22 protein-coding genes and 1 pseudogene are annotated in these 23,328 nt (G+C 64.4%); 11 read left to right on the top strand and 12 right to left on the bottom strand.

Annotated features, from left to right (window positions below):
• Positions 1-9 precede the first annotated feature (9 nt).
• Both HZZ13_RS17960 and HZZ13_RS17955 read right to left on the bottom strand, forming a co-directional pair.
• Positions 10-684, bottom strand: a complete 675-nt coding sequence (locus HZZ13_RS17960; RefSeq protein ID WP_036035233.1) for a response regulator transcription factor — start codon at positions 682-684, stop codon at positions 10-12.
• 241 nt (positions 685-925) lie between these two features.
• Positions 926-1,081, bottom strand: a complete 156-nt coding sequence (locus HZZ13_RS17955; protein ID WP_162832009.1) for a hypothetical protein — start codon at positions 1,079-1,081, stop codon at positions 926-928.
• Between the two features lie 230 nt (positions 1,082-1,311).
• Here HZZ13_RS17955 and ku point away from each other — a divergent pair, with 230 nt between their 5' ends.
• From ku to HZZ13_RS17920, 7 genes and pseudogenes are all read left to right on the top strand, one after another.
• A complete protein-coding gene (gene ku / locus HZZ13_RS17950) occupies positions 1,312-2,298 on the top strand; it encodes a non-homologous end joining protein Ku (protein WP_197960871.1) in 987 nt (328 codons plus the stop codon).
• A 59-nt stretch (positions 2,299-2,357) separates the two neighbouring features.
• On the top strand, positions 2,358-2,594 hold the full coding sequence (locus HZZ13_RS17945) for a hypothetical protein (RefSeq protein ID WP_197960870.1): 237 nt from the start codon (positions 2,358-2,360) through the stop codon (positions 2,592-2,594).
• A 270-nt stretch (positions 2,595-2,864) separates the two neighbouring features.
• Positions 2,865-3,029, top strand: coding sequence for a Flp family type IVb pilin (locus HZZ13_RS17940; protein ID WP_197946461.1), 165 nt, complete (start codon positions 2,865-2,867; stop codon positions 3,027-3,029).
• Positions 3,030-3,139: 110 nt separating this feature from the next.
• Positions 3,140-3,382 (top strand): annotated as a pseudogene (locus tag HZZ13_RS17935) (thymidine phosphorylase); the annotation flags it as partial.
• Between the two features lie 1,210 nt (positions 3,383-4,592).
• The gene (locus HZZ13_RS37385; protein WP_311972653.1) at positions 4,593-4,781 is read left to right on the top strand and encodes a hypothetical protein; all 189 of its coding nucleotides are present in this window, start codon (positions 4,593-4,595) and stop codon (positions 4,779-4,781) included.
• Between the two features lie 174 nt (positions 4,782-4,955).
• Positions 4,956-6,590: a thiamine pyrophosphate-requiring protein gene (locus tag HZZ13_RS17925; RefSeq protein WP_197960868.1), complete on the top strand. Its 1,635-nt coding sequence runs from the start codon at positions 4,956-4,958 to the stop codon at positions 6,588-6,590.
• A gap of 103 nt (positions 6,591-6,693) precedes the next feature.
• A complete protein-coding gene (locus HZZ13_RS17920; protein ID WP_197960867.1) occupies positions 6,694-9,189 on the top strand; it encodes a GAF domain-containing sensor histidine kinase in 2,496 nt (831 codons plus the stop codon).
• A gap of 3 nt (positions 9,190-9,192) precedes the next feature.
• Here HZZ13_RS17920 and HZZ13_RS17915 read toward each other — a convergent pair whose 3' ends face one another.
• Complete coding sequence (locus HZZ13_RS17915) at positions 9,193-10,776, bottom strand: MDR family MFS transporter (protein WP_197960866.1); 1,584 nt, start codon at positions 10,774-10,776, stop codon at positions 9,193-9,195.
• Positions 10,777-10,929: 153 nt separating this feature from the next.
• Positions 10,930-11,445, bottom strand: coding sequence for a YcgN family cysteine cluster protein (locus HZZ13_RS17910; RefSeq protein ID WP_197960865.1), 516 nt, complete (start codon positions 11,443-11,445; stop codon positions 10,930-10,932).
• A gap of 292 nt (positions 11,446-11,737) precedes the next feature.
• Between HZZ13_RS17910 and HZZ13_RS17905 the strand changes: the two genes are divergently transcribed.
• From HZZ13_RS17905 to HZZ13_RS17895, 3 genes are read left to right on the top strand one after another with little or no spacing between them, the layout of a single operon-like run.
• Positions 11,738-14,017, top strand: coding sequence for a transglycosylase domain-containing protein (locus HZZ13_RS17905; protein WP_197960864.1), 2,280 nt, complete (start codon positions 11,738-11,740; stop codon positions 14,015-14,017).
• Between the two features lie 9 nt (positions 14,018-14,026).
• Positions 14,027-14,605 carry a DUF1214 domain-containing protein gene (locus HZZ13_RS17900; protein ID WP_197946445.1) on the top strand — a complete coding sequence of 193 codons (579 nt, stop codon included), beginning with the start codon at positions 14,027-14,029 and terminating at the stop codon, positions 14,603-14,605.
• Positions 14,602-15,186, top strand: coding sequence for a DUF1254 domain-containing protein (locus HZZ13_RS17895; RefSeq protein ID WP_197960863.1), 585 nt, complete (start codon positions 14,602-14,604; stop codon positions 15,184-15,186). The genes HZZ13_RS17900 and HZZ13_RS17895 overlap by 4 nt, the downstream gene beginning before the upstream one ends.
• Positions 15,187-15,420: 234 nt before the next feature.
• Here HZZ13_RS17895 and HZZ13_RS17890 read toward each other — a convergent pair whose 3' ends face one another.
• The 5 genes from HZZ13_RS17890 to HZZ13_RS17870 are packed head-to-tail and all read right to left on the bottom strand — an operon-like array spanning position 15,421 to position 19,845.
• A complete protein-coding gene (locus HZZ13_RS17890) occupies positions 15,421-16,191 on the bottom strand; it encodes an amino acid ABC transporter ATP-binding protein (protein WP_210349376.1) in 771 nt (256 codons plus the stop codon).
• A 32-nt stretch (positions 16,192-16,223) separates the two neighbouring features.
• The gene (locus HZZ13_RS17885; protein ID WP_197960862.1) at positions 16,224-16,919 is read right to left on the bottom strand and encodes an amino acid ABC transporter permease; all 696 of its coding nucleotides are present in this window, start codon (positions 16,917-16,919) and stop codon (positions 16,224-16,226) included.
• Positions 16,916-17,710 carry an amino acid ABC transporter permease gene (locus tag HZZ13_RS17880; protein ID WP_197960861.1) on the bottom strand — a complete coding sequence of 265 codons (795 nt, stop codon included), beginning with the start codon at positions 17,708-17,710 and terminating at the stop codon, positions 16,916-16,918. The genes HZZ13_RS17885 and HZZ13_RS17880 overlap by 4 nt, the downstream gene beginning before the upstream one ends.
• Positions 17,711-17,759: 49 nt before the next feature.
• Positions 17,760-18,662 carry an amino acid ABC transporter substrate-binding protein gene (locus tag HZZ13_RS17875; RefSeq protein WP_197960860.1) on the bottom strand — a complete coding sequence of 301 codons (903 nt, stop codon included), beginning with the start codon at positions 18,660-18,662 and terminating at the stop codon, positions 17,760-17,762.
• 22 nt (positions 18,663-18,684) lie between these two features.
• The gene (locus tag HZZ13_RS17870) at positions 18,685-19,845 is read right to left on the bottom strand and encodes an aminotransferase class V-fold PLP-dependent enzyme (protein WP_197960859.1); all 1,161 of its coding nucleotides are present in this window, start codon (positions 19,843-19,845) and stop codon (positions 18,685-18,687) included.
• Positions 19,846-20,016: 171 nt separating this feature from the next.
• Between HZZ13_RS17870 and HZZ13_RS17865 the strand changes: the two genes are divergently transcribed.
• A complete protein-coding gene (locus HZZ13_RS17865) occupies positions 20,017-20,808 on the top strand; it encodes an IclR family transcriptional regulator (RefSeq protein ID WP_197960858.1) in 792 nt (263 codons plus the stop codon).
• Positions 20,809-20,842: 34 nt separating this feature from the next.
• Here HZZ13_RS17865 and HZZ13_RS17860 read toward each other — a convergent pair whose 3' ends face one another.
• Genes HZZ13_RS17860 through HZZ13_RS17850 form a run of 3 tightly spaced genes read right to left on the bottom strand, consistent with a single transcriptional unit; the run spans position 20,843 to position 22,990 of the window.
• Positions 20,843-21,343: a GlcG/HbpS family heme-binding protein gene (locus HZZ13_RS17860; protein WP_197960857.1), complete on the bottom strand. Its 501-nt coding sequence runs from the start codon at positions 21,341-21,343 to the stop codon at positions 20,843-20,845.
• Positions 21,344-21,371: 28 nt separating this feature from the next.
• Positions 21,372-22,097 (bottom strand): 3-keto-alpha-glucoside-1,2-lyase-like domain-containing protein, encoded by a 726-nt coding sequence (locus HZZ13_RS17855; protein ID WP_246504461.1) that lies wholly within the window; start codon positions 22,095-22,097, stop codon positions 21,372-21,374.
• A gap of 8 nt (positions 22,098-22,105) precedes the next feature.
• Complete coding sequence (locus HZZ13_RS17850) at positions 22,106-22,990, bottom strand: DUF1259 domain-containing protein (RefSeq protein ID WP_197960856.1); 885 nt, start codon at positions 22,988-22,990, stop codon at positions 22,106-22,108.
• Positions 22,991-23,328: the final 338 nt, after the last annotated feature.

Here is a 23,328-nt window from a genome sequence, read left to right as displayed (position 1 = left end):
CGGAACGCCTCAAGCGCCCGGGGCCGGCGGCGGGGTCAGGAGATAGCCGAGGCCGCGGACGGTCTGGATGATGTCGACATCGAGCTTCTTGCGGATGCGGCCGACGAAAACCTCGATGGTGTTGGAGTCGCGGTCGAAATCCTGGTCGTAGAGATGCTCGACCAGCTCGGTGCGCGAGACCACCCGCCCGGAATGGTGCATCAGGTAGGCCAGAAGCCGATATTCGTGCGAGGTCATCTTGACCGGATTGCCCGACACGCTGACCCGGCCGGTTCGGGTGTCGAGCGTGACCGGGCCGCAGGTCAATTCGCTCTGGGCATGGCCTGTGGAGCGGCGCAGCAGCGCGCGGATGCGCGCCAGCACCTCCTCCAGGTGGAACGGCTTTGCCACGTAGTCGTCGGCGCCGGCATCGAAGCCCTGCACCTTGTCGCTCCAGCGGTCGCGTGCGGTGAGGATCAGGACCGGCATGGTGCGGCCGTTGCGGCGCCAGGCTTCCAGGACCGAGATGCCGTCCTTCTTCGGCAGGCCAATATCGAGCACCACGGCGTCATACGGCTCGTTGTCGCCGAGATAGTGCCCCTCCTCCCCGTCGAAGGCGCGATCGACGACATAACCGGCGTCGGTCAGCGCCTTGGTGAGCTGGCGATTGAGATCGGGGTCGTCCTCAACAACGAGCAGGCGCACGCTTATCTCCAAAGATGGGCTGCAGGAACAGACGACATGAACACTGCCAGAGATGAGCAATTCCGGCGTGAACTGAATATGAACGAGGGGAACCGGTCTACCTTACTTTTTGGTCATATACGACCTGGCGCGCGCAAATGCGACTGCGCCCACCATGCCGCCGGAGGAGCCGGTGGCATGGTGGGCGCAACGTGCCGCGTCGCGCGGCGAGCCTGAAGGTGCCGGCGTGCTGATCCCGCCGTCAGGTCCGGAAGAACACGAACCAGACCACGGCGAGGATCAGGATCGCAAGCCCGGTCGAGATGGCGAGCAGCGCCGCCACCGAAGGCCCGGGCTCGCCCTGGCGCGCCTCGGTCGGAGTTTCGACGATCCGGTTCTGCTCTCGCGTGGTTGCCATGTTGACCTCGATCTGTGGCTGTCGCGTCGGGTGGCCGCGACCTCCTCGCGGCGATGAACTGCGGGGGCAACGCGTCATCTCGGGCGATGTTCCGGTCCATCCGCCCGCCAGGCCACACGGCGCAGGCGGCGATTAACGCCGTTGCAAGATTCCACGCCGGCGGTTGCTATGATTCGCAACTGGGCGATGGTATCCTCAGGGCTTGTCCTCTGTTGTGTCTGGAGTAGCCCATGGCCCCCCGCGCCAATTGGAAGGGTTTTCTGCGTCTGTCGCTCGTGACCTGCCCGGTCGCGCTCTATCCGGCCACTTCGGATACCGAGAAGGTCTCGTTCAACCAGATCAACCGCAAGACCGGCCACCGCATCAAGTATCTCAAGGTCGATGCCGAGACCGGCGACGAGGTGACGTCCGAGGACATCGTCAAGGGCTACAAGGTCGACACCGACACCTATATCGAGGTCACCAAGGACGAGCTGGACGACATCGCGCTCGATTCCACCCACACGATCGAGATCGACGAGTTCGTGCCCAAGGCCGACATCGACAACCGCTATCTGATCCGCCCCTACTACCTCGTGCCGGACGGCAAGGTCGGCCACGACGCCTATGCGGTGATCCGTGAGACCATCCGCAGCATGGACAAGGTCGCGATCGGCCGCGTGGTGCTGACCAACCGCGAGCACATCATCGCGCTGGAGCCGCTCGAGAACGGGCTGATGGGCACGCTGCTGCGCTACCCTTACGAGGTCCGCAGCGAGAAGGAATATTTCGACGACATCCAGGACGTGAAGCTGACCAAGGACATGCTCGACCTCGCCAAGCACATCGTCGAGAAGAAGTCCGGCACGTTCGAGCCCGAGCTGTTCGAGGATCATTACGAGACCGCTCTGATCGATCTCATCAACAAGAAGCGCAGCGGCATGCCGATCACCGCCAAGGCCGCACCGACGACCGGCGGCAACGTCATCAGCCTGATGGACGCGCTGAAGAAGAGCATCGCGAACGAGAAGGACGCGGCTCCCGCGGCGAAGGTCGCCAGGGACACGGGCGGCGCGAAGTCCAAGAAGCCGAAGAAGCGCGTCGAGGGCCAGCGCGAAATGCTGCTGCCGATATCGGGCAAGGGCGGCAAGGAAGCTGCGGCGAAGGCTGCGACCACGCCGAAGAAGGCCGCCGACAAGCCGGTACGCGCGCCCGCGCGGGCAAAGAAGGCCGGCTGACAGCATCACACCCCGCGATCGCGCCGTGATGTCTCTCCTCGCCGATCGGCCGGCCTGACATGCCCTGGTCGACGGCGTTCGACGATCCCGTTCGCGTGAGCAACAAGCGCAAGCTGCTCACGCTGCAAGAGGCAGCCGACTACATCATGCAGCTGCCCGAGGATGCCCAGCACGAGGCGCACTGGCAGACCGCGATCGAGACCTTGATCAATGCGGCCGAGACCGGCGGCGGCTGGCTGATGTTCGCCCGCATCGCGATGTTGCGGGCGCTGAATGCGGACGGGCGGCGCGGATGAGCGCGATCGAGACATCCTTGCCTATTCGTTGACGAACAGGCTCAACAATCGGTTAAGGCCAAGCCACGATGGGCAATTTGCCGAACAGCCCGCGCCGGGCAGTCGGTTTGACTTCATTTGAACGGGTCGACGGAACCTTAATTTAATGAATGCCGTCGTACGAGGTAAGGTGCGATCGCCCTGTTTGGCGCGCATGAAGACTTATTCGATCGATTTGCAAGTCCGATAACGACGCGACCATCCATCGGATCGGATGAACAGGAGTTGGCAATGCGTCTGCTTAGGTCCTTCCTTGCCGATGAGAATGGCGCAACCGCAATCGAGTACGGCCTGATCGCCGCAGGGATCGCTCTGGCAATCGTGACCATCGTCAACAGCACGGGCGCTGCGCTGCTCAACAACAAGTTCAACTCGGTCAGCTCGGCGATGAAGTAACGACCGGCCTGGCCCGCGCCCGCCAGACTGGCGGGCCATGATCTGGGTCAACAGCATTGGGGCGGCGGCGTCTAAGCATGGAGGTCCAACTCCGTGCTGCCGGCCCGTTCATGCATCCAGACCTTCCGCATTCCCAACTGAAGATCCGCCGCGTCCGTCTCGACACCGGCCGTGAGAACGTCGTCGTCGTCGCCAGGCGCTCCAAGGCACTGCGCGCGGAGATCTTCCGCGGTTTCAGCCGCGTCGAGCTTCGTCAGGGCAGCAAGGTTCTGCTGGCAACCCTGCTGATTACGGACGACGATATGCTCGCGTCTCCCGACGAGATCGGCCTCTCCGAGCCTGTGCCACAACGCGCGTCTCTCGTGTCCCGGACGCGCTGCAGCGTTCTCACGCTGCTGCGCAGAGCCGGGACCCAGAAGCTGCACGCTCCGCTGATGCATCGGCCCCGGCTCTGCAGCGCACCACGCCGCACTGGACGATGCTTCGCATCGCCAGGGGCGCGCTGCGCTGCGTCCGGGGCACGAGACCGATTTTTCGCGATGGAACTTTTTCGCGATAGACATGGCTGCTCATCCTCGCGCCTATGTTTCGCCCGAGCTTTGCTCTCGTCTTAGGCCCTGTTCGAAACAAGGGCGCAGGGAAGGCCGGGCGCCGGCTGGCACCCGAAGTCCCGCGTGTGCTGAAAAAAGCGCACGGGATGGACGACAGGTAGCGCCGGAACGTCCGGCCTTCCCTGCGCGGATGGTTTTAACGGTGTCCTTCGTGCTCTCCCCGGGGAGCGATGCACTATTGCCCCCGTCGCCATACAGATGGCTGATGTACGTGCCCGGTTGGGCCGTGAGCATCACCACATGACTTGACGCACAGACCCCGGGCGTCAGGACCACACGACTTCTCCGTCCGCGCACGTCCTCGCTGGGTCCTCCACGGCTGGCGTGCGCTCACCGTGAAGACCATGCGAAGACGCTGTCAGTGCCGTGTCGTACCGCGCCTGTCGCTGCTCACGGTTTCCCGCCCTGCAACACCATCGCGCGCCGACGCCGTCGCGGCCACCGCATCCCATCCCGCGCTTCGTGACGATCGCGAAACGCCCCTCGTGGCGGGCCAGGACGTTTCGGGTTGTACGGCAAAACAGAATTTCTGTAAATACGAATATTTTGATCATTGAGGATTGACCCAGCCCTGGCATGTTTTGCCCGTCGGGCAACGCAAGGCGTCGTGGCGGCGCTTTGACCGCCGCCCGAGTCCTGATATTGATCTGCACCAATGCGGCAGAACGCACCCTGCGGGCCGAACCATGAGCCGGAACTGTTTGGAAGGATGCGGATGAGACGTGCGACGCTCTTGGCTCTCAGCCTCATATTAGCCGGCATCTGGTCGTATGACGGCGCGCGAGCGCAGAGTTCGGCCACGCCGCCAGTTTCGCTGGCGCCGCCCAATGCATCTCCACCGCATGAGGGCGCCAAGAATTCCAAACCGAAGCGCGCGCCGGCTGCGGTAACGAACAATAGAATCCCGACGGCCAGAGAGCCGTCTCCACCCGTGATCGGCGGGCCTGCGGCGATGCCAAATCCGGCCGCCGACTATGACGGCTTCAGCGCCAGCACTGACGGCAACGATGCGCCGAGCCAGGTGACGCCACCTGCGAGGTCGATCGCCGGCAAGGGCTCTAGCATCGACTCCCAATCGTTGATCGATCAGGACGACGAGGCGTTGAAGCGCAAGCTTACGATTTGCAAGAACTGCAAATAGGACGTTCGCCCAAACCTGTATCCCGGATGGCGCGAACGCTCCATCCGGGATACAGGAGCGCACTGCATAGCTGACCTACCGCTGCCCTCGCATCCCCGCGCTTTACCGCTCCAACATTTCCTGATCCCCTCTCCTGCAATGGCCGGATCAACGGCCTTGCCAGGGAGAGACGCCATGAAGCTCGGCACCGCCATTGCGGAAATCATGAGGCGCGAGGGCATCGAGATCCTCTGCGGCTATCCGGTCAACCATCTGATCGAGCACGCGGCCAAGGCCGAGATCCGGCCCGTGATGGTGCGGCAGGAGCGCGTCGGCATCCACATGGCCGATGCGATCTCGCGGGTGACGTCGGGGCGCCGCATCGGCGCCTTCTGCATGCAGCACGGGCCAGGCGCGGAGAATGCGATGGGCGGCGTCGCGCAATGTTTCGGCGAATCCGTGCCCGTGCTGGTGCTGCCGATGGGCTATCAGCGCAGGCTGGCGCATGTCGAGCCGAACTTCAATTCCAGCGAGGCGATGAAACCGTTCGCGAAATCGTCCGAGCCGATCATCCTCGCGACCGAAGTTGCCAACATTTTCCGCCGCGCCTTCACCAGGTTGAAGAACGGCCGCGGCGGACCCGTCATCGTCGAGATCCCCTCGGACATGTGGAACGAGGAGGTGCCGGAGCCGCTGAACTACACGCCGGTGCTGCGCACCCGCTACGGCGCCGACCCCGTTCACGTCAAGGAAGCCGCCAGCCTGCTCGTGAATGCAAAACGGCCGGTGATCTATGCCGGCCAGGGCGTGCATTACGCCCAGGCCTGGCCGCAACTGAAACGGCTGGCCGAGCGGCTGGCGATCCCCGTCACCACCAGCTTAGGGGGCAAATCATCGTTTCCAGAGACGCATCCGCTGTCGCTCGGCTCCGGCGGCCTCGCAGTGCCGCGCGCGGTGCCGAAGTTTCTGGCCGAGGCCGACGTCATCTTCGGCATCGGCTGCTCCTTCACCGAGACCAGTTTCGGCATCGCGATGCCGAAGGGCAAGACCATCATCCACTCGACGCTCGATCCAAATCATCTCAACAAGGACGTGGAAGCCAGCATCGGTCTCGTCGGCGACGCCGGCCTCGTGCTCGATGCCCTGCTGGAGGAGATCGGCAAGACCGTCACCGCGGATCGCGACGCTTCCGCCGTCGCGGCCGAGATCGCGGCCTCGCACAAGGAATGGCTGGCGAAGTGGATGCCGAAGCTGACCAGCAATGACGCACCTTTGAGCCCCTATCGCGTGCTGTGGGACTTGCAGCACACCGTGGACATCGAGAATACGATCATCACCCACGATGCCGGCAGTCCGCGCGACCAACTCTCGCCGTTCTGGAAGGCGGTCGAGCCGCTCACCTATCTCGGCTGGGGCAAGACGACGCAGCTCGGCTACGGCCTGGGTCTTGCGATGGGCGCCAAGCTGGCAAAGCCCGACAAGCTCTGCATCAACGTCTGGGGCGATGCCGCGATCGGCTTCACCGGCATGGATTTCGAGACCGCGGTGCGCGAGCGCATCCCGATCATGTCGATCCTGCTCAACAATTTCTCGATGGCGATCGAGCTGAAGGTGATGCCGATCTCGACCGAAAAATATCGCTCGACCGACATTTCCGGCGACTACGCCGCGATGGCCCGCGCCTTCGGTGGTTATGGCGAGCGGGTGACGCGGCCCGAGGACATCGTGCCGGCGATCAAGCGCGGCATCGAGAAGACAAGGGAAGGCGTGCCGGTGCTGCTGGAGTTCATCACAGCCAAGGAGACCGAGGTGTCGCGGCCCGGCACGTGAGCGGGCCGGTGCGGGGCATGGCGGCGAGCGCTGGCTCCGGCCGCGGAAGATGTGATAATCCGGCCCGGTGCCGCGCACGTCGCGGCATCAAGCTGGATGAGGAATGACCACCCCTTCGCACGAAACCGATGAACTCGAGCGCCGATTGCAATCGGCCGCGGCCGAGAATGCGCAGCTGCGCGCCGAGCTTGCGACTGCGCGGGATCGCCAGAGCGCCAGCGCCGAGATCCTGCGCACCATCGCGGCCTCGCCGTCCGATGCGCGGCCGGTCTTTGCGGCAGTCGCCTCCAGCGCGAAGCGCCTGCTCGGCGGCTTCTCCGCCACCGTGCTTCAGTTCATCGGCGACGAGCTTCACCTCGTGGCGTTCACGCCGACCAGCCCGGAGGCGGACGCGGGGCTGAAGGCGTCGTTCCCGCGCAAGATCGCGGACTTCCCGACCTTTGCCCTCGTGCGCGAGGGCGAGACGATCCAGTTTCCCGACAGCGAGGCCGCGGACGTCCCGGAACCGAACCGGGAGCTGGCGCGGCTGCGCGGCTTCCGCAGCGTGCTGTTCATGCCGCTGATGAACCGGGGCGCGCCGGTCGGCATGATCAGCGTCACACGCGCCGTCACAGGTGCATTCGCGCCCGACCTCGTAGAGCTGCTGCAGACCTTCGCCGACCAGGCCGTGATCGCCATCGAGAATGCCCGCCTGTTCAACGAGACCAAAGAGGCGCTCGAACGCCAGACCGCGACGGCCGACATCCTCAAGGTGATGGCGGCCTCCCCGTCCGACGTGCAGCCGGTGTTCGCGGCCATCGCGACCAATGCCAACCGGCTGATCGGCGGCTTCTCCACCGCGGTGCTGCGCTATATCGACGGCGCCGCGCACCTTGCGGCATTCACCCCGACCGATCCGGTCGGCGATCGCGTGCTCCAGGACTCGTTCCCGGTGCCGTTCGCGCAGTTTCCGCCCTATCAGCTCGTGGCCAATGGTGCCGCGGCACAATTGCCCGACACCGAGCTCGAGCCCGCCGCGCGCGACATCGCACGCGCCCGCGGTTATCGCAGCATGCTGTTTGCGCCCTTGATGAGCGAAGGCGAGGCCATCGGCATCATCATCACGACGCGCCGCGCGAGCGGGAACTTCGCCGAGCATCATGTGCACCTGCTGCAGACTTTCGCCGACCAGGCCGTGATCGCGATCAAGAATGTCAGCCTGTTCAACGCGACCAGGGAAGCACTGGAACGTCAGACTGCGACCGCCGACATTCTCAAGGTGATCGCGGCTTCACCGTCCGATGTCACGCCGGTGTTCCAGGCCATTTCCGACAGCGCCAAGGCGCTGATCGGAGCGCATTCCTCCACCGTCACCCGCGTCATCGACGGGATGCTGCATCTGGCTGCCTTCACGACCGACAACGAGGCCGGCAATGCGGACCTGCTGAGCTCATTTCCGACGCCATTGTCCTCGCCGGGCATTCACAGCCGGGTGGCGAGGAGCGGCGAGTATGCCTTCCGCAGCGACATGCAGAACGAGCCTGATCTGACCGAAGCCATGAAGGAGCTGGCGCGAACACGCGGTTATCGCAGCATCCTGGTGGTGCCGATGCTGCGCGACGGCGTTGCGATCGGCACCATCGCCGTCACGCGGCGGGAGCCCGGTCATTTTCCGGACAAGGCCATCAACTTGCTCAAGACCTTTGCCGATCAGGCCGTGATCGCGGTCGAGAACACGCGCCTGTTCAACGAAGTTGCGACCCGCACCAGCGAGCTCGCCAGATCGCTCGATGATCTCCGCGCCGCGCAGGACCGCTTGATCCAGACCGAGAAGCTGGCGTCACTGGGCCAGCTCACGGCCGGCATCGCGCACGAGATCAAGAATCCGCTCAACTTCGTCAACAATTTCGCCTCGCTATCTGCCGAGCTGACCGAGGAGCTGAACGAGTTGCTGGCGCCGGTCCTCCTCCCCGAGAACGTCCGCAGCGAGGTCGACGAGCTGACGGGGCTGCTGCAGGACAACCTCGACAAGGTCGTGCAGCACGGCCGCCGCGCCGATTCCATCGTCAAGAACATGCTGCTGCATTCGCGCGAAGGCGGCGGCGAGCATCGCTTGAGCGACATCAACGCATTGGTCGAGGAGAGCCTGAATCTCGCCTATCACGGCGCCCGCGCCGAGAAGCCGGGATTCCACGTGATGCTGAAGCGCGAGCTCGATCCGGCGGCGGGGCAAGCCGAAGTGTTTCCGCAGGAAATCACCCGCGTGCTCCTGAACCTGATCTCGAACGGCTTCCACGCGGTCACCCGGCGCAAGGCCGATGGCGCCGCCGGTTACGAGCCGACGCTGATCGTCGCTACGCGCGATCGCGGCGACGACGTCGAGATCACGATCCGCGACAACGGCACCGGTATTGCCGACGATGTGAAGGAGAAGATGTTCAATCCGTTCTTCACCACCAAGCCGGCCGGCGAAGGCACCGGTCTCGGGCTGTCGATGAGCCACGACATCGTGGTGAAGCAGCACGGGGGCACGATCGACGTTGCAACGGAGCTTGGCGGGTTCACGGAGTTCACGATCCGGCTGCCGCGGAAGAGCCGCTTCCCGGACGCAGGCCGCTGAGCCTTACTCGGCCATTTCCACCGGCTGCTTGGCCGACGGGCCGGCCAGCGGCCGCTCCTCCATCGCGATCAGGCACAGTGCAGCTGTCGTCATCAGCGCGGTGGCGGCACCGAACACGAAGCGGAAGGCGTGCCGCATGTCGTCGGCGGGTATCGCGACGGCGCCCGCGGCGTGATGCTCGCCGGCAAGCGGGATGTCTGTGCCGAGCGCGATGAGCAGGATCGCGGCGAAGGCCGCAACCGTGAACGAGGACATCAGCGAGCGGAAGAAGTTCAACGCGCCGGTGATGGTGCCGACCTGCGGCCGTGCAACCGAATTCTGCACCGAGACCACGCAGACCGGGAAAGTCGTGCCGAGACCGAGCGCAAACGCGGCCATCAGCGTCAGCAGGCCCCAGAGCGGGAGCGTCGTCAGCGTCAGACCAAGGCCGCACAGCGCGGCCCAGGACGTACCGATGATGGCGACGCGCTTGTAGTGCTTGGCCCGCGCCATGGTACGGCCGGCGATGGCCGCGCCGCAGGTCGAGACGGCCGCGAGCGGAATCAACGCAAGCCCCGCCTCGCTGGCGCTGAGGTGATAAACGGATTCGTAATAGAGTGGCAGCTGGACGGTGAGACCCGTGATAGCGCCGAGCGCGCAACCGCCTGCCATCAGCCCGAACGGCACCACGCTGCCGCCGAGCAGCGGCAGCGGCAGGAACGGCTCGTCGGCCCGCCGGGCGTGCCAGACGAAGGTCACCGCGAGCGCAACCGCGCCGCCGACCATCGCGAGCACGGTCGGCGACAGCCAGGCATAGCGCGTACCGCCCCAGGTCAGCACCAGCATGAAGACCACGGCGGCGGCCATCAGCAAGACGCCGCCGAGCCAGTCGACCTTGCGCTTGCGGTGGAACACCGGGATCTTGCTCATCTTGGGCAGCAGCAATGCGAGCGCCGCGGCCGAAAGCGGCAGGTTGATCCAGAAGATCATCGACCAGTGCAGATGCTCGGCGAACACGCCGCCGATGACCGGGCCGAGGATGCCGCCGACCATCCAGACGCTGGAGAAATAGGCCTGGTACTGCCCGCGCTCGCGCGGGCTCACCACGTCGGAGATCACCGTCTGCACCACCGGCATGATGCCGCCGCCGCCGAGGCCCTGAAGCCCGCGTGCCAGGATCAGCATCGGCATGTTCGGGGCGATCGCGCACAGCACCGAGCCCGCGACGAACAGGCTGAGCGAGGTGATGATCATGGCCTTGCGGCCGTAGATGTCGCTGAGCGTGCCGAACACCGGCGCGACCGCAGTCGAGGCGAGCAGATAGGCGGTGATCACCCACGAGAGATTGGAGACGTCCTGGAACTGGCGTCCGATGGTCGGCAGCGCCGTCGCCACGATGGTCTGGTCGAGCGCGGCCAGGAACATCGTCAGCATCAGGCTGATGACGATGGTGCGGACCTCGTCGGAGCTCAGCGGCACCGGCGGGGCGATCGACGGCGCGTCGTCGACGCTGATGACCTCGCTCGGCAGGCGGGACAGCTCTTCGGCAATATCGTCGGGCAAGGCCTGGATGTCGGCAGAATTGCTCTGCCGGTCGAACTTGTTCATCTCGATCGGGCGTCGTGACGCGGCGCAACGCCGCGAAGGATTCGTTCTATGCAGCCCAATGTAGAGGGGAAATTTCTTCACAGGCAGGCACCGCGGCGCATGGGTGCATCCCGCCCTGAGGTCATCCCAAAGACGTGAGCCCGGCGCGGCGGATCAGTCCTTCGGGCGTCGCTTCAGGCGGGCTCGTTTCGGCAGCAATGCCGGCCATTGCACGATGTGATCCTCAAGCTCCTCGTCCGGGACCTCCTCCTCGCTGCCCTCGACGCGGCCGCGCACGGAGACGCCGGCTTCGTGCACGGTGTTGGGGTCACCCGAAACCAGCGGATGCCACCAATAGAGGTCGCGCCCTTCGGCGACGAGCTTGTAGCCGCAGCTCGGCGGCAGCCAGTTCAGGGTGCGGACATTGGCCGGGGTCAGGCGGACGCAGTCCGGAACCTTGTCGGAGCGATTCGGATAGTCCTTGCAGGCGCAGCTCATCCCATCGAGCAGCTTGCAGCCGATATGGGTGAAGTAGATCTGGCCGGTGTCCTCGTCCTCGAGCTTGTTCAGGCAGCAGCGGCCGCAGCCGTCGCACAGGCTTTCCCACTCGTCCCCAGACATCTCTTCCAACGTCTTGGTTTTCCAGAAGAATCCTTCCTGGCCTTGAGATCGTTTGGGAGCTGCGGTCATGCGCCTCAACAAGAGTTCGAGAAAGCTACGGCAACGCCATCTAGGGCGCGCGGCGGCGTGGGTGCAAGCGAGGCCCCTTTGAGGCCCGTAATGAACCGGGGTCGATTAGGCCTGTTGTTCAAAATCCCGAGCGTGACCATTGGTTTATGGGCCTCGCTCGGCTAGAAGGAACAGCAAGTCCCTCGGATGCTGGCCGGGCGCCTTGGGTTTGCCGCAACATTCCCCCAAGACGTCTCGATGCCGCCCCGGCCGGGTGCTTGAACGCTTTCGAAGCGAGCCTCAAGGGTTCTAGGTGCGCCAGATCATACCACCGCATTGGAAGCAGAGGGTCCGGAATTTCTTCCTGGATCTTGATGCGCGCATCGACTCCTCGCTGTTCTCCTCGGCCAAGGGCATCCGCGAACTCTACGAGCGCTACTCGACCTTCATGGACCGCTTCTATGTCGGGCGGTGGAAGCGCTGGGTGTTCATCGAGCCGCTGTCGGAGGCCGCAACCCTCGGGCTCGGCGGCCTCGTCGTGATGCTCACCCTCGCCATTCCCGCCTTCCGCGAGACCGCGGACGAGGACTGGCTGAAGAAGTCCGACCTCGCGGTGAGCTTCCTCGACCGCTACGGCAACCCGATCGGCAGCCGCGGCATCAAGCACAACGACTCCATTCCGCTGGAAGATTTTCCGGACGTGCTGATCAAGGCGACGCTGGCGACCGAGGACCGCCGCTTCTACGAGCATTTCGGCATCGACATCGCCGGCACCGCGCGCGCGCTCGTCACCAACGCGCAGGCCGGCGGCGTGCGCCAGGGCGGCTCCTCGATCACCCAGCAGCTCGCCAAGAACCTGTTCCTGAGCAACGAGCGCACCATCGAGCGCAAGGTCAACGAGGCCTTCCTCGCGATCTGGCTGGAATGGCGCCTGACCAAGAACGAGATCCTGAAGCTTTATCTCGACCGCGCCTATATGGGCGGCGGCACCTTCGGCGTCGACGGCGCGGCGCATTTCTACTTCAACAAGTCCGCGCGCGACGTGACGCTTTCGGAAGCGGCGATGCTCGCCGGCCTGTTCAAGGCGCCGACGAAGTACGCCCCGCACATCAACCTGCCCGCGGCCCGCGCCCGCGCCAACGTCGTGCTCGACAACCTCGTCGATGCAGGCTTCATGACCGAAGGCCAGGTGTTCGGCGCCCGCCGCAACCCGGCCTTCGCCGTCGACCGCCGCGACGAAGCCTCGCCGAACTATTATCTCGACTTCGCCTTCGACGAGATGCGCAAGCTGGTCGACACCTTCCCGAAGTCCTACACCGAGCGCGTCTTCGTGGTCCGCACCGCCATCGACACCAACGTGCAGAAGGCGGCGGAAGACGCGGTCGAGAACCAGCTGCGCCAGTTCGGCCGCGACTATCACGCGACGCAGGCGGCGACCGTGGTCGCCGATCTCGACGGCGGCATCCGCGCCATGGTCGGCGGCCGCGACTATGGCGCCAGCCAGTTCAACCGCGCCACCGACGCCTATCGCCAGCCCGGCTCCTCGTTCAAGCCTTACGTCTACACCACCGCGCTCTTGAACGGCTACACGCCGAACTCGGTCGTGGTCGACGGTCCGGTCTGCATCGGCAATTGGTGCCCACAGAACTATGGCCATTCATATTCCGGCTCGGTGACGCTGACGCAGGCGATCACCCGCTCGATCAACGTCGTGCCGGTGAAGCTGTCGATCGAGATCGGCCGGAAGAACGAGCCCAAGGCGCCGAACCCGGCCAAGGTCGGCCGCGCCAAGATCGTCGAGGTCGCGCGCCGCTTCGGCCTCAAGGCGCCGCTGCCCGACACGCCCTCGCTGCCGATCGGCTCGGACGAAGTCACCGTGCTCGAGCATGCGGTGGCCTATGCGACCTTCCCCAACCGCGGCAAGGCGGTGACGCCGCATTCGGTGCTCGAAGTGCGCACCGGCGCCGGCGACCTGGTCTGGCGCTGGGACCGCGACGGGCCGAAGCCGCGGCAGGCGATCCCGCCGAACATCGCCGCCGACATGGCCGGCATGATGAGCCACGTCGTCAGCGAAGGCACCGCGCGGCGCGCCGCCCTCGACGGCATTCCGACCGCAGGCAAGACCGGCACGACCAATGCGTATCGCGATGCCTGGTTCGTCGGCTACACCGGCAATTTCACCTGCGCGGTGTGGTACGGCAATGACGACTATTCTCCGACCAACCGCATGACCGGCGGCTCGCTGCCGGCGCAGACCTGGCACGACATCATGGTCGCCGCCCATCAGGGCGTCGAGGTCCGGGAAATCCCCGGCATCGGCATGGGCCAGAAGCTGCCGCCGCAGCATGTCAGCAACGCGCAGGCCAACGCGGCGCCGAAAGTGCTGGAGACCAAGCCCGGTCCGCCCCCGGTGCTGACCAAGCGCGGCGCCGACATCCTGGTGCGGGTCGAGAAACTGCTGGACGATGCGGCCAAGGCTGCGAACAAGTCGACGGCGAATGACAGCAAGCCGGCCTCGTCGACGAGCGCGCTCGCCTTCCCGCAGAATTATGCGGAAGAGAACGCCAACACCTCCGCCCCGCGCAAGAACTGATCGAAACACGTGCGGCTGATCCTGATCACATTGACGGCGCTTCTTCTCGCTACGGTCGTCGGCGTCGGCGCGACGTGGATGACCACGACGCGCGGCACCGAGATCGGCGCACTGACCATCGGCGCCTGGACCGCGCGGCCGCGCACCGGCACCGCCGATGTCGATCCCTATTCGCGCGCCACCATCGTCCGCAACGGCGAGCTGCCGATCGGCACCGGCGACGGCGTCGCCTTCACCGCCACCACCGACGACAGGAAGAAGGCGCTCGACGGCCGCTGCGACGTGATCGTCTCCGGCGTGACGCCGCCGGCGCGGTTCTGGACGCTGACGCTCTACGACCGCAAGGGCCACCTCGTCGCCAATTCGCTGCAGCGCTACGGCTTCACCAGCCAGGAGATCGTGCGCGCGTCCGACGGCTCGTTCGAGATCCGGATCGCCTCGCGCTCGCGCGCGGGCAACTGGCTGCCGACCGGCGGCATCGAGCGCTACGCCTTGATGCTGCGTCTCTACGACACGCCGGTCGGCGTTGCGACGCGCACCCAGCGCGATGCGCCAATGCCGAGCATCACCACGGTGGGCTGCTCATGATCCGGCTCGTCTTCACCGTCGTTGCCGGCGTGGTGCTGGGCCTCGTGGTCCATCTCGTCAGCGTGCTGTCGCTGCCGCGGATTGCCACCCAGGATGCCTATTCGCGGCTGACGCCGATGACCAAGGTGAACGCCGTCACCCAGCTTCCCCTCGCCGATCCCAACAATTCGCCGATGCCGTTCATGGATCCGGCCTTCGCGCTGGCGATCTGCCGCTACGACCTCTCGGGCGGGCCGATCAAGCTGACCGTGCCGGTGAGCCAGGCCTACACCTCGGTGTCGTTCTACACCCGCAACGAGATCGCCTATTACGCCATCAACGACCGCTCCGCGGGCCGCAAGGTGATCGAGCTCGACCTGATGACGGAAGCGCAGCACAACGAGCTGCCGGAGGACGAGGAGGTCACCGCGGCCGACCGCCTCATCATCGATTCCCCGACCACGACCGGCCTGATCCTGATGAAGGCGCTCGCACCCGAGCCCGGCCTGATGCAGCAGGCGCAAGGCTCGCTCCAGGCTGCGACCTGCGCCCCGCAGACCGAGCCGCGGGCCAAGGCCGAGGCACCGCGCGGCCGGCGGTGAGCGCGGCCGTTTCGGCGAGCTAAAACAAAAAGTGCGAAAACAACCCCATGCACAGTAGCGGGGGTGTTGAAATCATTGCGTTCTTCGGATCGGTGATGTTGAGGCTGCCGGCTGTGCGTGTGCCCCCTTTTTGACTCGTCGGGCAAAACACCGGCATACTGGCATCATCGAGAGTTCGTCGCACCCGCGCGGAGGCATCCGTCGCAGGTGTTTTCATCCAACTCGCATCGCGCTTTAGTGGATGATCTGACCGAGAAAATCCCTCGCCCGCTCCGTCCTCGGCGCGCGGAAGAAGGCCTCGGGGTCGGCTTCCTCGACGATGCAGCCGCGATCCATGAACACCACCCGGTCCGCGATCTCGCGGGCAAAGCCCATTTCGTGCGTGACGCAGACCATGGTCATGCCGTCTTTCGCGAGCTCCACCATGGTGTCGAGCACTTCCTTGACCATCTCCGGGTCGAGCGCGGAGGTCGGCTCGTCGAACAGCATGATCTTCGGCTGCATGCACAGCGCCCGCGCGATGGCGACGCGCTGCTGCTGGCCGCCGGAGAGCTGCCCCGGATATTTGTTCGCCTGGTCGTGGATGCGCACCTTGCGCAACAATCCGATAGCACGTTCACGCGCCTCGGCGCGGGACAGGCCCCGCACCTTCATCGGGGCCAGCATGCAGTTCTCGACGACCGAGAGATGCGGAAACAGGTTGAAGCTCTGGAACACCATGCCGACCTCGCGACGAACGACGTTGACGTCGGTCATCCGGTCCGAGAGCTCGATGCCGTCGACGACGATGCGCCCCGCGTCATGCTTCTCGATGTGGTTGATGCAGCGGATCAGCGTCGACTTGCCCGAGCCCGAGGGACCGCAGAGCACGATCTTCTCGCCGGCCGCGACCGTGAGATTGACGTCGTTCAGGGCCGTGAAATGGCCGAACCGCTTCACCAGATTTTCCACGGTGACGATGGCCGCGGACGGCCCCTTCTCAATCCCCGCGACGAGCTGAAGCATTTTTCCTCTCCAAAGAGCAGAATGATGATACGCTAGCGGCGCATTCCCGCAATCGCATACCGCTTGCGCAAGAAGGCCACGCATTGCGATGCTGCCGAGCTGATGGCGAGATAGACCACCGCAATGACCAGATACATCTCGACGAGGCGGCCGTTGAGCTGCGCGAGCTTCGAGGCTGCGCCAAGCAGATCGGTGAGCGAGAGCACGTAGACCAGCGAGGTGTCCTGGAACAAGATGATGGTCTGGCTCAGAATGATCGGGCTGGCGACGCGGAGCACCTGCGGCAGGATCACGGAGCGATAGGTGTCGAAGGTGGATAATGCGAGCGCCTGACAAGCCTCGAACTGTCCCCGGTTCACGGCGCGCAATCCGACGCGGATGATTTCCGAATAGTAGGCGGCCTCGAACAGGCCGAAGGTGATGAACGCCGTCCAGGTGGCGCCGATCGGGACCGGCCGTCCGCCTCCACCGAGATGACTGATCACGATCGGCACCAGGAAGAAGAACCAGAACAGGACCAGGATCAGCGGGATCGAGCGCATCAGGGCGACATAGCCGCGCACGAGCCTGCCGAGCACGGGCAGTTCAAAATGCTGCACCAGCGCCAAGCAGGTGCCGAGGACCAGGCCGACCACGAAGGCGACAGCGGTCAGCGCCAGCGAAAACAGCAAGCCGGACCAGAGGTAAGGCCACGCCTGAAGCACGACGGAGAAATCGAGGCTGTTCATTTCACGACCTCCATCGCATCAGGCAGGGAGTCAATCGGTTGGATGGCGTGCGTCGCGGCCGGCTCGATCGCATCCTCCCCGCGCCCGGTGCCCGGAATGCGCACGGCCCTGTCGATCAGCGCCATCCCCTGATAGGCGATGAGCGCCAGCGCGAGGTAGACAAGCGTCGCGGCGCCGAAAGCGGTAAAAGTCTGGAACGTCGCTTCGCTGATCTGGCGGGCCTGCGCGGTCAGCTCCATCAGCCCGATCGTGAGCGCGACCGAGGTGTTCTTGTAGATGCCCATCACCTCGCTGGTCAGGCTCGGGATGATCAAGCGCAGCGCCTGCGGAACGATGACATGGCGATAGGTCAGATAGCCGCTGAGCCCGAGTGCGCTTGCCGCTTCGACCTGTCCTTTCGGCAGGGCCTCGATCCCGGCACGAACCTGTTCGGCGATCCGGGCCGCGGTGTAGAGACCGAGGCACACCAGTGCCGGAAAGAACGATCCCCAGGGCGGCGGAATCTGCTTGATGGCGTTCCCGAGCGCGACGGGAAGGATCTCCGGCAGGACGAAGTACCAGAGAAACATCTGCACCAGCACGGGGATGTTGCGGAAGATCTCCACATAGAGCCGGGCAAGCGCCGCGACGGCCCGGTTCTGCACGGTGCGGCCGATGCCGACGACGACCCCAACCGCGAAGGCGATCCACCAGCCGAAGAACGCCAGCGCCAAAGTCCAGCCGAGGCCCGACACGAGCCAGTCGATATAGCGCTGGCCATCCGCGGTCTGTTCAAGAAGCACTGCAAACATGACGAACCTCGGGGCTCGGTTTGCGGGACACTCTCCGCCGGCGTCGCAATTAGTCGACCGCGTCGCTGGGATGCGCGATCCGTTCCGTGAGCTCGACCGTCAGCGGGAACGCCAGGTTCTCATTCTTGGGCGGAATTGGCCTCGTGAACCATTTGGCGTAGGTCTTCTCGAACTGACCCGACGCCATCTGCTTCGACAGCACGTCATCGACCAGCGCCTTGAAGCCCGTATCGCCCTTCGTGAACATCAGGCCATAATAGATCTTGGCGTAACCCTCGGGGAGAAATATCAGCGCATCCGGGTTCGGAGCTGCGGCCTTGAGGCCGGCGAGGAGAATGTCGTCTTCCATGAAGGCGGCCGCGCGGCCGGTGTTCAACATCAGGAAGGATTCGGCATGGTCCTTTGCCTGGACGATGTTGAAGCCGAGCTGCTCCTTCGCATTCACGCCTTGCGCGAAGCCGACGGCATTGGAGCCTTGGGTCACGACGATGGTCTTGCCTTTGAGATCGCCGGCCGTCTTCAGGCCGCTGTCCGCTTTGACCAGCCAGCGCGGCTGACTCACGAAGGTGGCGACGGAAAACGAGACCTGCTCCTGCCGCTTTCTGTCATTCGCCGTGCCGCCGCATTCGATGTCGACGGTGCCGCTCTGGATCAGCGGGATGCGGTTGGACGAGTTCACCGGAACGTAATTGACCTTGAGGCTGGTCAGGCCGGTCTCCGCCTTGATACGCTCGACGATGGCCGCGCAGAGGTCGAGCGAGAACCCGATCGGCTTCTGGTCGGGACCGAGATAGGAGAACGGGATCGAGGCCTCGCGGTGGCCGATGGTGATGGCGCCGTTCGACTTGATCCTGGCGAGCGTGGGGCTGTCGACGGCAGCCGCGGCGCCGCCAAGGCCGCCTATGACCGCGAGACCTGACAGAATGCTCAAGACACGCGCAAATTTCGTCATGTACGTCTCCTTGCTGGACAGCCTATGCGGCTCTCGATGATGGCCTCACGCCGCGCCGCTGGATGACCTCGATCAGGCGGTCGACGTCGGCTATCGTGTTGAACATCCCGAACGACACGCGAATGCCGTCCCGCTCGGGCGACACGCGGACGTTATTCTCCTCGAAATGGCCGAGCCATTCGGCCGCGGGCAGCGCAATAACGTAGATGTGCGGCGCGCGATGTTGCCGCGCGCGAGGACCGACCAGGCGAACGCCCAGCGCATCGATACGGGCGATGAGATGATCGCCGAGATCGAAGCAATGATTCTGGATGTTCTCAACGCCCAGCGCTTCGATCATGTCGAGCGAGGCACTGAGCGCATGGATCGCCGGAAGATTGAAATTGCCGAGCTCGAAGCGGCGCGCGCTCGGGGCCGGATCGAGCCTGTCAGGCCGGGCGATCAGGTCGGCCGGGACGTCAGCGAGGCCCGCGGCCGCAAGATAGGCAGGCTCGAGCTCGGTCCTGGACTTGTCCCAATAGAGCAGGCCCAGCCCCTGCGGCACGAGCAGCCCCTTATGGCTGCCCGACCCGATGAAGGTCGCGCGCATCGCCTTGGCATCGATTGGCACGACGCCGATCGCCTGCATCACATCGGCGACGAAATAGAGCCCCTTCTCCGCACAGAGGGCCCCAATGCTCTCGACGTCGAAACGGTGACCGGCATGGAATGTCACCTGCGACATCGAGATCGCCCGCGTGCTCGCATCGATGTGCGAACGAAGGCTTTCGGCGTCGACGACCTCCGTCATCGGCACGAATTCGACGGTGACACCCCTGCGCCGCAGATTGAGGAACGCATAGGCGTTGTTCGGATGATCGCCGTGGATCATCAGCACCTTGTCGCCGGCGCGCAGCGGCAGCGCGTTCGCGGCGATGTTCATGCTCTCCGAGGTGTTCTTGGTGAAGGCGATCTCGTCGGCCGATACGCCGAGAAACCGCGCCAGTTGTTGGCGCGTCTGCTCGACGCGATCGAGCCAGACGCTCTTGGGGCCGGCGGTCTCGAGACCTTCGCTCAGGAAACGATCGATCGCCGCTTTGACGGGACGCGCAAGCGGCGTCTGGAAGCCGGAGTCGAGATAGGTGATCCGCTCGGCAGCCGGAAACTGCTTCCGCACCGCATCGACGTCGTAGTGGCCTGACATCCCGATCTCCTGAGCACGCGCGGTGGCTTGCACTGCACAAATCCTATTCACCGCCGGGCAACGCCAACGATATGAGCACAGCACAAATGCGCCTAGACAGATTTTCATATTTCAGTATGTTTCATTCCGAAAAATGATAATTTGTTATATCTGGGGTGGAGAGTGGGAAAGATGCAGCAGCCGAATACCGATGGGCCACTGGACCGCGCCTTCGCGGTCATTGGCTATGTCGCAAGTCAAACCAGAGCAGCCTCGGTCGCCGAAATCGCCGCTGCGCTGTCCCTGCCGCTGCCGACTGCGCATCGGCTGATCGGAAATCTGGAGCAGCGCGGACTGCTTCAGAAAGCCGTGGGGACGAAGCGCTATGTTGTCGGCAATCAGCTGGTCACGCTGTCGGCCCGCGTCATCGGCGCAGCGTTCCGCACCGCGCGCCGGCACGCGGTGCTCCGCGCCGTGGCCGCCGAAATCGGCGAGCAATGCGAGATCGGGGTCGTGCGGGACAATGTCGTTGCTTACGTCGACAGCGTCCGCGTGTCGCAACCTCAAGGCCTGCAGTTCAATCCCGGCGAAGCGGCGCCGCTCCACTGCACGTCGAGCGGCAAGATCTACATGAGCCGGCTGCCGGAGCGCGCGCGAGAGAAGCTGTGCCGTGCACTCACGCTGACGCGATACACCGAAACCACGATCGTCGATGTCGACCGCCTGATGGAGGTGATCGAGGAGACCCGCAAGCGCGGCTGGGCCAAGACCAACGAAGAATATGTGCGAGGCGTGGTCGGCTGTGCCGTTCCCATCCTCTCACCGGATCGCGAGCTGATCGCGTGCCTGGGTGTCTCCGTTCCCGTGGCACGCGTGAGCTTCACTGAGCTGGATCGGTTCATAGCTCCACTGCAGAAGGCCGCGGCACTGCTATCGGAGACGATCCTCGGGGACAATGATGACGACGTGAGCGACGCATCCTGATCCGTCTCGTTCGACGCGCGAGCGTGTCCGCCCCTCAAAATTCCAGCTTGTCGCGAATGGCCTCGATCCCGGCTTTCGCGCACGCTTCGTCGGCGTCACCGCCCGCCGCGCCTGATACCCCGACCGCGCCGACCAGTGAGCCGCCGGCTTCGACGACCAGCCCTCCTCCTATGATGACCGCTCCGGGAAGGTTCCGGATGCCCGATTGCATCATGCCGGGCTGGCTCATTGCGTTCAGCTCGGTCGTACTGGTTTTGAACGATGCCGCTGTCCACGCTTTGCCGGATGCCGTCGAAGGCGTGTGGGCGCCAGCAAAGCGATCGCGCAGCACCACTTGGGTGATACCGAAGCGATCGACGACGGCGACGGCAACCTGATATCCACGGCTGCGGCAGCTATCCAAAGCGGCGCGCGCAAGATCGAGCGCCAGCTCTGGATTCAGCGATTTGTAGCTGACGAGGGCCTCTTCCGCCTGCACTGGGCCGACAAACGCAAACAGCAGAATCGTCGCGACCGACAGACGGCGAAAGCTCATGATCATCTCCGACAGAGGTGGACAACTTCTATCTGGTCTCACCATATGTCAGATCATCGAACAAGGTCACACTATCTGCCTTGGTCCACAGGCCGATCATGCCCGCGTCCGGGATCGTGGTGTCCTCCACCTCGAACAATGGCTTTCCGTCAAACGTCACCTTGAACCGGCTTCCCGCGAAGTCGCAACGCAGCGCGTGCCATTGCCCGGACGGCACCGGCGTCTTGACGCCGTAGCCGCCCTTGCGACCGACGATCTCCAGCGAACTTCGTACGCCCTTGATCGTCTTGTAGAGCACCACGTTGTCCTCGAGCGCGTTTGCCCGGACGACGTAATAATTGTCGGCGTCCTTGGCACGCCAGATGATTCCCGCGGCGCGATCCTCGGACCCGGACACCGCCTTGAATTTCACTTCAACGAAGCCGTCCTTGATGCTGGTATCGCTTTTGATGGCGACAGGAAACGTCGCCCGTCCGGATTGCTTGAGGACGTTCGGCTTGCTCGGCGCCGTGGGCTCCGCCTCGACGCTCCATTTCGGTTCACCCTTGCCTGTCATCGTGAGAGTCCACCCCGCCGGGGCTGTTCCAGCAGAAGCATTGTCAAAATTCAGGGTCTCGGCCATGGCGTTCCCTCCCATTGGCAAAGCCAGCACAAGCGCCAGGACGAGACTGGCCCGTGCCAACGGCCGCGATGGAACGGTCAAAGCGGCGCGCATCGTCGGCTGTCCCAACATCTGACATTCAATCATTTCCATGCCCTGGCTCAGCTCTTGGTGCTGGCGGTCTTCTCGATCGCCGCACGCAAACCTTCAGCAAGCTTGACCGCGTCGTCGTTGGCCCAGAAGTGCATGAAGAAGAGTCGCGGCTGTTCGTTCAGCATGTGGCTGTGCAGCGCCGTCACCTCGATGCCATGTGTCCGCAGCGCCGCGATGACCGGATTCACCTCGCCGCTGGTCAGCACGAAGTCGCCCGTGACGGCCGCCTTTCCGCCGCCGGTCGGCTGGAAATTGATGGCGGTCGCGACGCCCATCGCACCGACCGGCGTCAGCAGCACGCCATCGTCGGAGACAGGGTCTCGCCGTTTGACGTTGAACTGGTAGACGCCGCCATTGGCTTGCCCCTTGACGCCAAGGATTTGATCGAGCTTCGCCGTATCGAGATCGATGGAGGGCGGATTCCCTGCCGCGGCGACCGTCAGGGGCGTCTTGCTTTCGGCGAGGGCATCGTGGATTGCCGACGCCAGCTTGACGGGGTCGCCGTGTCCGGCGACATGCATGTAGAAGGTCGCCGGGCTTGCGCGCAGCAGATGGTTGTGCACGGCTGTGATCTCGAGACCGCTCGCGATCATCTTCGCCATCACAGGGTTGACCTCGCTCTCGAGCAGCACGAGATCACCCATGACCATGGCTCCACCATGCGCAGGCTTGAACGCGAGCCAGCCGCCAAGCGCCAGCGCCGGCTTGATCGTGACTCCGTCCAAAGTCACCGTGAGATCGGTGCGCGGAAAGCCGTAGCGATGGACATCGTCCGCAACCATGGGCTTGCGCCCCAGTGTCTCATCGACCTTTTGCCAGTCGATGCCCTGCGCGTGAGCGCTCGTGATCAAGCAGGCAGCGACGCCGATCAGTGTCGAAACAGTCTTATGCATGGATCAGCTCCCTTGAGCTCTGGGTGTGGTCCCTGCCCCAGGTGACGTCGGATAGGTGAGGCCGGCTCCGGCCGCGCCCGCCAGAGGGAGGGGACTTGCCGCCGAGTGCATGTCATGGCGGTTCGGCAGCCGGATGCCGGCAAGTCGGGCGGATTGTGGAATGGAGCTGCGGTACGTGATGACATGCTGCGCCCTTGGTGATCAGGACGCGATGCTTGGGCATGTCGCCTCGCGGGGAGATCGCACATCCCCGTCGCGCTGACTAAAAACCCGGAAGACCGAACTGTCAACCAGCGCACGGCGACGCCACGTCACGAAGAGTTCAGCTTTCGGAGGAA

This window comes from Bradyrhizobium agreste (genome assembly GCF_016031625.1).
In the GTDB taxonomy this organism is placed as follows: Bacteria; Pseudomonadota; Alphaproteobacteria; order Rhizobiales; family Xanthobacteraceae; genus Bradyrhizobium; species Bradyrhizobium agreste.
The sequence above is the reverse complement of the archived record's forward strand: the minus strand, read 5'-3'. Positions and strand labels throughout refer to the sequence as shown.